The 9,015-nt window shown below is 36.5% G+C and carries 12 protein-coding genes; 6 read left to right on the forward strand and 6 right to left on the reverse strand.

The genetic code is table 11. From position 1 onward, the window contains the following. Window positions 1-29 precede the first annotated feature (29 nt). Window positions 30-656, reverse strand: a complete 627-nt coding sequence (locus M989_RS05940; RefSeq protein ID WP_064543295.1) for a hypothetical protein — start codon at window positions 654-656, stop codon at window positions 30-32. 154 nt (window positions 657-810) lie between these two features. Between M989_RS05940 and M989_RS05945 the strand changes: the two genes are divergently transcribed. The 3 genes from M989_RS05945 (at window position 811) to M989_RS05955 (ending at window position 3,797) form a co-directional block, all read left to right on the forward strand. Further along, the gene (locus M989_RS05945) at window positions 811-1,161 is read left to right on the forward strand and encodes a hypothetical protein (protein WP_064543297.1); all 351 of its coding nucleotides are present in this window, start codon (window positions 811-813) and stop codon (window positions 1,159-1,161) included. Then, entirely contained in the window at window positions 1,158-2,351 is a 1,194-nt protein-coding gene (locus M989_RS05950; RefSeq protein WP_064543298.1) for a hypothetical protein, read from the forward strand. Before M989_RS05945 ends, M989_RS05950 begins: the two co-directional genes overlap by 4 nt. A gap of 195 nt (window positions 2,352-2,546) precedes the next feature. Next, the gene (locus M989_RS05955; RefSeq protein WP_064543302.1) at window positions 2,547-3,797 is read left to right on the forward strand and encodes a hypothetical protein; all 1,251 of its coding nucleotides are present in this window, start codon (window positions 2,547-2,549) and stop codon (window positions 3,795-3,797) included. 258 nt (window positions 3,798-4,055) lie between these two features. Here the strand turns inward: M989_RS05955 and M989_RS05965 are convergent, their stop codons facing one another. The 5 genes from M989_RS05965 to M989_RS05985 all read right to left on the reverse strand — a co-directional run bounded on the left by M989_RS05965 (window position 4,056) and on the right by M989_RS05985 (window position 6,738). Beyond that, window positions 4,056-4,604 (reverse strand): hypothetical protein, encoded by a 549-nt coding sequence (locus M989_RS05965; protein WP_157093519.1) that lies wholly within the window; start codon window positions 4,602-4,604, stop codon window positions 4,056-4,058. 12 nt (window positions 4,605-4,616) lie between these two features. After that, on the reverse strand, window positions 4,617-5,024 hold the full coding sequence (locus tag M989_RS05970) for an H-NS family histone-like protein (RefSeq protein WP_064543308.1): 408 nt from the start codon (window positions 5,022-5,024) through the stop codon (window positions 4,617-4,619). Between the two features lie 165 nt (window positions 5,025-5,189). Next, entirely contained in the window at window positions 5,190-5,618 is a 429-nt protein-coding gene (locus M989_RS05975) for a hypothetical protein (RefSeq protein WP_064543310.1), read from the reverse strand. 96 nt (window positions 5,619-5,714) lie between these two features. Next, window positions 5,715-6,191 carry a hypothetical protein gene (locus tag M989_RS05980; protein ID WP_064543312.1) on the reverse strand — a complete coding sequence of 159 codons (477 nt, stop codon included), beginning with the start codon at window positions 6,189-6,191 and terminating at the stop codon, window positions 5,715-5,717. Between the two features lie 109 nt (window positions 6,192-6,300). Continuing rightward, window positions 6,301-6,738, reverse strand: a complete 438-nt coding sequence (locus M989_RS05985; RefSeq protein ID WP_245191232.1) for a hypothetical protein — start codon at window positions 6,736-6,738, stop codon at window positions 6,301-6,303. A 341-nt stretch (window positions 6,739-7,079) separates the two neighbouring features. On the opposite strand from M989_RS05985, the gene M989_RS05990 reads away from it, so the two are divergent. The 3 genes from M989_RS05990 to M989_RS06000 are packed head-to-tail and all read left to right on the forward strand — an operon-like array spanning window position 7,080 to window position 8,905. After that, window positions 7,080-7,658 carry a hypothetical protein gene (locus M989_RS05990; RefSeq protein WP_064543316.1) on the forward strand — a complete coding sequence of 193 codons (579 nt, stop codon included), beginning with the start codon at window positions 7,080-7,082 and terminating at the stop codon, window positions 7,656-7,658. Between the two features lie 15 nt (window positions 7,659-7,673). Beyond that, complete coding sequence (locus M989_RS05995; protein WP_064543318.1) at window positions 7,674-8,231, forward strand: hypothetical protein; 558 nt, start codon at window positions 7,674-7,676, stop codon at window positions 8,229-8,231. Window positions 8,232-8,248: 17 nt separating this feature from the next. After that, window positions 8,249-8,905, forward strand: a complete 657-nt coding sequence (locus tag M989_RS06000; RefSeq protein WP_064543321.1) for a hypothetical protein — start codon at window positions 8,249-8,251, stop codon at window positions 8,903-8,905. The last annotated feature ends 110 nt before the right edge of the window (window positions 8,906-9,015 follow it).

Genomic DNA, 9,015 nt, shown 5'->3' on the forward strand with positions numbered 1-9,015 from the left:
ACGGTCCTCTTTTTTATGAATGTTAGCTCTCACGTATCTATTTTTAATTGCGTATTAAGCGAGCACAATACATAGTCAGTGGAGTTTGCTATTATATCACTACTAAATATATCATAATCTGGGGATTTCCATAGTTCAATATGGATATGCTTGAAAACTTCAGAGATATCACAAAGAAGTCGCTTTATATGGTTGATAGTAATGTTGTATTTATCGAATATCTTACTATCAGGACAAAATGCTTTGACATCTCTATGGGCAATTGTTTTGTTTCTTTTAGCTAATGAAAATAAAACGACTTCTTCATGTGGCCTCAACTTATCCTCAATGAGTGCGACAAGATCATCTCGTCCGATGTCTTTCAGTAGAGACTTAAATCTGTGCAATGAAAAGGTATCATTATTTGTGTCTTTTATTTTTTCGAATAGACATGATATTTCAATAAATATGAGTTTAAACATTCCATCGATTACAGTTTTGAAATGATTATCATATAATCTTGAGTCGTCAAAATCTGCTACAGTATAGTAATAATTTGGTTTGTTTTCTCTTTCTACGTCTAAGGATTCATAAACCTGAAAATAGGCTTTGGCTGCAACTAATATCGCAGCCATATTATGATAGTGGAAACGGAGTTCGTCGGGAGTACTGCCCATTTTATTTTTCCCTGATGTGAAATATCATTGTATTCTGGCAAATAAAATAAACAACTTGAAAGTAAATTTTTATATCTTAAGTTTCGTACATGTTTGACAGCCTGTTATAAATTGATTATCTCCATAATAAGATTAATTAAAAGGAGATAAATAGATGAAGTTAGAGCTAAGAGTAGGCGATTATAAATTAATAGAGCCTAATTTTAAAATATTTACTAATGACAACAATAAAACGTTATTCTTTATAGCTATGAAAGTAGATGTCGATGCAGAAGAGAAAATTAGACAAAGCATGAATAATGATGAATTCAAGATTGAAATACAAAATGGCATCATTGGTCTGACTGTTATTGACCGAATCTACAGCTTTGATGTTAGAGGTTTTTTACGTGCTTACTTAATCAACCATGTTAAAGATCAGTTTTCGGTAGCTTTTGCCTTTCTTGACGAAGATGATAAAATAAAAAAAGAAAACGTAAAAGCTATAAGGATGATACACAAGTGAGGGTTGAGCTAATAAATGACAATTTGTTCGATGAGTTCTTATCTAATGAGTATCAGATAGTATTAACGGATTCTGCTACTAATGAGTATGATGAATATGAACAGAGTCAGTCATTAGATTATAAAAGGTTAGTAGGAATACTGAATAAAAATGAAAGCATTGTTCTTCCTGTTATAGATAAAACCATTCCTATCATTTTTTATAATTTTTCTGTATGGACGAAAATGAAATCAAGAGTAAATGTCTTTCTCCAAGAACCCAGCCGAAAAACATTCTTTGGTAAGTTAACAACCTCATACCAACCGGGAACAGAAAGCATTTATATCAGCATGAATCTGTATGAAGATAAATACAAAGATAAGAAAAAATGTAATCAGGTTAATGAGCATGAAGTTTACAAATTTCTCTTGGCAGCAGATTGTAGTCATGAAGAAGCGACTAACCTCGTTCTCCTGCATGAAATAGGCCATGCTATACATCACCAGTTAGAAAAGCGAGATGGTTATCTGCTGGAACCAACGACACCAGAAGCGTCTTTCCTAAACCCGTTTGTTAAGTTGAACGGGGAGTGTGTCGAAGGAATAAAGTATGTGACTCGTATCGCTCATAAAGCAATAACAGAAAGCTATGCAGATTTATATAGCTGCATTCTCGTTGATAGGTTGTATGATTCTTCTCGTTCTGATTTGATTATTAATGCATTACATCATTACAGAACAACGCATAAAAACGAGAGTTATTACTCATATCCGAGCATTGCCAGTTATTTGAAAGATCGCAATGGGAGAGAGTTTAAATCCTTCGGTGAAATTCATAAGTATATGTCAGCTACTATAGCTGACAACGCAGTATATGATATTGGCAGGGACCTGAGTCAGGGCAAACCACAGCTAAGTAAATTCATCGGAGTTGTGAATATACTACATGGTTTAAATAAACGTAAAATAGATGATTCTATTGAATGTATGAAACTTAAGTTTCCATTTGCGAACTACATACTTAGTAAAATAGATAAAAAGAATCCGTATGGATACCATCAGGATGCCTTTGAAATTGGATGTAAACATGCTAGCGAATGGATTGCGAACAAAAATTTAAGCAAAATACGGCGTGGAATAAAAATTGTGAAATCAACTTTAGAGAATAAGGTAGGGAATATAGTCAATGATTTTTCTAAACGTCGTCCGTAAATCACTATGTGTCTCATTTTTTTTAAGCAGTATTTTATGATGATCTAAAGCGATCAGTGACTGAACAGGGCTTGTTTCTGTTAATGATGTTTTTTACAAAAAAACTACTCCAATAAATCATAACCATTAATACAATTGACAGTTTAATTAAAATTGATTAATTAAAATATAAGTAATAAATAACAAGGAGTAGTGATGAAAGTGAATCAATTTAAGCTAAAAGAATTAGGATTGACATGTGTAATATGTTTTGCAATTTTATATACAAACTATGCAGCGGCTGTTTATCCGGTCACAAACTATACTCTGGATCCTTATTTAATGGGGCGATCACCTCAATCTATGGGAAATGGCCTAATCGAAACATTGGTATCGATGAATGATAAACTGGCACAGGCAACGATAACAGCTAATGAAAACCAGAAGAATCAAGTTGTCAGTAATGCCAATCAAGCCATCCAAGAACAGCGTATGCAGAATATCCTAAAAAGAATACCTGATGCTAATGCTTGTGAAGAAATTACAACGGCGGGTGGTCGTGGTTCAGCAGGATCGAATACAAGTTCAGCGAAAGAAGCCTTGTCTGAAAACAGCGTTAAAATTTTTACACAAGCAAATACCGGAATAAATGAGGCCAAGAAAAATATTATGGGCCGAGTATCAATAGAGGTGTGTTCTGAAGAGGATGTGAAATATAACAGAGGTGGATGCAATACTATAGGTCAGTATCCTGATAAAGATAAGTCTGCATCCAGCTTAATTACGCCCCCATTATCTAAATCTGATGCTTTGTCTAATAAGGTTTCAAACCAGTCTTATAGCATCAATCAGATGAAAGTCGCTGAGGCTGCAAAAAGAAATCTTATAGGAAACTTACCTGTTGAACCATTAAATAACAAAGGACTGGAAGATACAACCGAAGGACGAGAATATTTATCGGCCTTTTCGAGCTTTGTCTCCAGAAGCACTGCTGGAACAAATGCCATTGATTCCATACTGGCAATGAAAAAAGCAAGTAATGTATCAGTGAACTCCAGAGGGGCAAAGATAGGATCCACATTAGGTTCTACGCAGGGAGCAAACCTTGCTTGGTCGGATGCTTCCGTAAAAAGTAAGTATGCAACTTTATTTCCCGGCTCAACATTCCCGGATAATCCTTCAGAGTGGGAAATGTTAAGATATGAGATCTATTCACGCTATGCAGATACAACAGGTGCTGACGCTTGGCAGGTAAAAATCAGTAGTGCTGATGAAAAAGAAACTGCGCATGAGCAGGCAAGAATGCAGGCACTTGATTTAAGATTACAAATGCTTCAAATCGAAAGAACAGAAGACACAAATATTTTGCTTGCGGCTCTGTTAGGACAACAACTGCAACCGGTTGATAAGCAAATGCTGAACAATTTAAAAACAAATGCGACAAGAGCGACTCAGGCAAGTGAATAAATTCCTGTAGACTGCCTTGACTTATTAATGATAGATGTTAAATAATTTCCATATTTTCAATATGGAAGTTATTATGTTATTCATCAGGTATCTAAAAGAACATAGAAAAAAGAACTATTTATTTCTTATTGTGAGTGTTTTTGTGAACTTAATAGCAATGAATCAAAAGGTTTATGCATTTAATTTATTGTTTATCTTTATATATGTATTTTGGTATATCATCCTCAGGGCAGATATGGACTCTAAGGATGAGTGATTTCATTTTTCTTTTGATTTTTTAAAAGAAATAGAGCTATTATATAAATCTATTGCACTGATATAAAAACGAACGGATGCAGCTACAGCAAAAACATATGTAATCAAAAAACCTAATCCATTTATCATATGCTTTTCAAAAAAATCGACATCATCACTTGCTGTGTTAATTACGAGATATGCTGATGTAATAGTAGCCACCAGAAAAAGAGCACAATCAGAACCAGATCTAAGCAAATCTCCATAGCGCTTGTAAGTTCCGTGTGCTAATAACCCTCCCCAAATAATAGGCAACAGGAACAGGATTTGCATACTATATGTGAGGATGTAATAACCTATGATATTTAAGGCATTTAATAAAGAAAAAATAAAAATAGCCTTTCTTAATTTATTTTCGCAAGGAGGTGTTGTAAATGTGTTTTTTAGTTCAGTGCGCATGAAGTTAATAAAAGCTTTTGATTTCATAATTAAGAACTCTTTTATTGGCATGTTAATCCCTGTAGGTTGGTTCAACAAACCCGCCCAAGAAATATGAGCGGATTTGGTAGACATATGGTATGAAGATTACTTGATCTCGAAATCTTCCAGCGTTTTACCGGCTTCGAGCGCAGCAGCGATAGCACGAGGAGTTCGGCCCTGACCTGTCCATGTCTTTTCAGAACCATCGGTATCGATGTATTTATACTTAGCTGGACGTGGGGGGCGTTTCGCTCCGGTCTTGGAAGACGATGGGCTGACAGTTGAAAGCAACTCTGCCGGGTTTATGCCATCTTCCAGCAATTTTTGACGGAATGCTTCCAGCTTTGCCTGTTTCTCTTCCTGCTGTTTTAGACATGAGGCTTCTTCTTCACGACGTTCTTCTACAATGATAGTGAGTTTTTCTAACATCTCTTCCAAAGTTTCAAGTGTCAGTTCACGAGCCTGAGCACGGAGAGTGCGAATATTGTTGATAACCTTTAAAGCATCAGACATGCGATTTCCCTAATGGTAGTGATGTAAAGACATCATAGTTCTAAACCTTTTGACCTGAAAAATCAATCCGTTGAGTTTTTTGTAGTTAATATTGGTACAGTTGATTCGTGCTTCATTTTATTATCGCCATATACTAATGCGCAACATCTCACTACTATTTTAGTATTATATAACCATCATCAGAAATCCGATAATAAATATGGTGAAGAATATCATATAGCGCTGCCATAATGGAATGGTATTCAACCATCGCACTAATTTTTTAGCTTTTGATAATAGTTTTTTTGCTCTTAGGGTTTTTATGAAAAATGAGTCGTCATTATATTCTTCTATTTGCCTTGTTTTCTTTATTGTTATAGTCAATGAAAAAACCATTACAATAAGAAAGGTGATTGATGCGTTATTTAATTTTTTTCCTAGAGTGAAGTATTCATATATGGCAACAATTAAAAGGATTAATACAAAAACGATAAATGCCAGTATCTTAAACTTTGGTTTCTTTTTGCTCTTCGAGTCTGAGGGTAGAGTATCTTGTTCCTTGAGGTTAGATGTGTTGACTTCTTGAGTATTTGGTTCGTCATATGGAGTATTCATCGATATTATCCAGATAAAAGACGAGTTGGCAGGAAGCACAATAAAAGTGCTTTAATATACGTAATCGGATTTTATGAAGAAATACTTGTGTTCTTCTTATGGCTTATGTTTTAGTTCCCTGTCGGGAAATGGAAAATCAAGATAACTATTATCTGAAGAAGGATCGTTCTGACTTACCCAACCCCACCAGTTGTCTCTGTATTCTTGTGTTGTGCAGTGATTTTTTTGACGTTGAATCTCATCTAAAATATTTTCCTTTTTATCAGGCCACTGATCTTGAAGTTGAGTTAATGTTCTTTCAAATATATTAGAACGAATAGCTAATTTAAATGCTACCGTTTTAGTCTTCTGTAGACGTTGCTCATAATCAGCGACAACCTTCTTATGGCTATTGATTGTGTTATTCAACTGCATCTGTATTCTACTAACCCTATCATTAGCCATAGACGCTTCAAACTGCGACTGTTGAGAATCCAGCCTTGCCTCATTTGCCTGTTGGTAAGAGTCTACAATTTCTCTATTACGTTGCGCCGCATTATAATCATAATTCCAAAACGGATTTTTTCCAGACATAAATATACCTCGATGTCAAATATTATATGTGTATATAATTAAACATTAATTTGCTAAAAAGCAAATAATTCTATTAATTAATATCATCAGTCAGATATTTAATTCCCTTTTATTTAATGTTTTTTATGGGCCAAATAAAATATGGTATATTAAATACTTCCACCCATTGCTCGCAAATATAATGTGCGTGAGATGGAACCCTGAACGTCCTGACTGGATTTAATACATCATCAGTCATAATACAGATCTCGGCATCATCGGATCTGCAATCAGGCAGCGAGTAGTTGATTTCCCTGATGTTGCTATATGGATATATAAATGTGCTGTTCATATTTTTACGCAATGTCGAAGACATTACGTTTTTCTTTATATTATTTTTACGCAACTGCTTGGCAGTTACGTTTTTCTTTATATTATGGTTAAAGAGAAGAACCGAGCGTTGCATTAAATTAATGGTGAAGCCCACCTGTTCGTATTCGTAAGACAAAGCAGCATCGCTGAACGAGTCAACAAAAGCGATTTTTTGATCTTTTTCGAAGATTTCCATGCTCATCCCTCGCTGTTTTACTGCTTTATCTCAGCCCAGCATAGTCGCCAGCGCCAACATACTCAAGCAAAATGATCTGTAAAATCGATCGATTAATTTATATTGATAGTTATTAGCGATTAAAAAGGATTTATCGATCGGTTTTTTAATTGATTTAATCGATCGATATATTGTTTATGATAGTTTATAGCTATCATTTGTTTTGTATCGATCGATTTAAACGATGTGACGAACACTAAAAATAATTCAATTCTATCAATTGATTAGACGATAACTCCTGATCTGTAGGTCAGTGCGCCGGGATTGGGGTATACGAATCTGACTAAATCCTTGAGGGAAAAATGAAAGGACATAACTTCTTACCACTGGCGGTCTCTCTGATGTTTCTTTCTGGCTGCCAGCAGCTCAACGAAAGCATGAATAGCGTTAATGGGGCAATTAACTCTTCACTGTCATCATTGAACAGCACCGTTGATAAAGCGCTGGGGGTTTCAGCTTCCGGTCAGGATAGTGGTCCAGCGACGTCCATTACTGGCCTTGGTGCTGTCTGCAAAGACTATGAAGAAAATGCGATGGCATCAGAGAAAAAATGGACGGGCAAACGGATCTCAATCGCAAATACGACTGTTCTTGAAGTTACGAAAGGCAGAAGTGCCAGCGATATGATGACGGGAATGCCTAAATCAGCACCTAACTATTATCTGCTTTTTAAAACAGCCGATACAAGCTACTGCGGCGGAATGGTTTGGATCAATTACTACTCCGGCCTTGATGATGCCGTTCTGACTTACAAGAAAGGCCAGAAAGTCAGTGTCACTGGAACAGTCAACAACTTCGAAGTCCGTGGGTTCGCTACCGTCAACAACGCCGATATGCCAGTTCGTCTGGTTGTTCTGAGAAACGGCACTATCAACCACTAATTCAGGGATAATACTATGCGTAAATATTTAACGGTTGCAGCTCTTGGTATTTTGTTAACAGGTTGCGGCGAAAAGAGTGATTTCGAAAAAGCCATTAATGAAAAAATCAGCAAAAACGGTGTTTGCTATGGTTTTAGTAAAGAGAACAACGCTAAAGTTGTTGAAGATTTCAGACTTGGTACTCCTGTAAGGGTTAATATTTATGGCAGAGATGATGTCGAGCCTGTTTTAATCGGTTTGAAAAATACCGGTTTTCTGAATATTTCATATGAACAGGAAATGTTTAAAAGAGTCGCAATATTAGAAACAACTGATAAAGGTCGTAATACAAAATTTTGGGATAGCAATAATGGTGCCTGTGTTGGTCATCGTGCTGTTGCTGAGGTTAAAAGCTGGACTGAACCGAGTGAAGGCAATGGCGTTAAAATGACACAAGTGACCTATACGTGGAAACTCGATGACGTTCCGAGCTGGGTGGATAAAAAAGCTTTCTCTGGCGTTAAGGGGATGGCTGAACCCGAAGAAGCGAAAATTATTTTGGTGAAGACCAATAACGGCTGGGCCGCTCGGTAATTACAGGAAAAGACGCTATGAACACTATCTATTGGGTGATTTCCATGGGGCTGCTGCTGAACATACCATCACTGGCACCAGTGCTGTTTCTTCGTAAGGCATCAAAGAATGTGAAAGTATCGATGGCGTTGAGGCTTTTTCTGCTAAATGCCTTCTTAGTTATATCGCTAGTGACGGTATCGCAGAACACGACACAAAAATACGGACTGTTTCCTATATGGTTGGTCATTGTTGCTATTGTGCTGTTTTTGGTCACACTGCTTCCAACGGTGAAATTCATTCGTAAGCATTTAACCGTAGGTAAAAGCAGGGCTGTTATCCTCTCATCATTCCTGATTGTCTATGCCGTCAGATTTAATGGCGTGTTTTCAGATGTGAATGGAAGCGGATATACGCTTAATGGATACAATGTGGTGTGGACGTTGTTCTTCCTGTTTGCCTGCCTGCTGGCTTATCTTGGTTGTGCTGGGAGTAAAACATATTCTGGTTATTCTGCATCGTCATCTGCATCGCAACCAGATTATTTTAAGCCGACCAAAGAATATGAGACGCAATCACAGATTGGTTACGATATTGCTGTGAAGGGGCGGAGTGTTCTATCTGATCCCAATCTGAGTATTGTTGAGCAGCAGCGTTATCGGGATGCGCTTGAGAAAAAAGAAAAAGAGGATTGATAATATATATTAGTCGCGACTTGATCTGACACATAACCTTTCAAGGTCATGTGTCATATTTACCTATGGCTGGCTTGATCAATACAATCATAGTTAAAACAACAGATATT

This window comes from Kluyvera georgiana ATCC 51603, assembly GCF_001654985.1.
Classification (GTDB): Bacteria; Pseudomonadota; Gammaproteobacteria; order Enterobacterales; family Enterobacteriaceae; genus Kluyvera; species Kluyvera georgiana.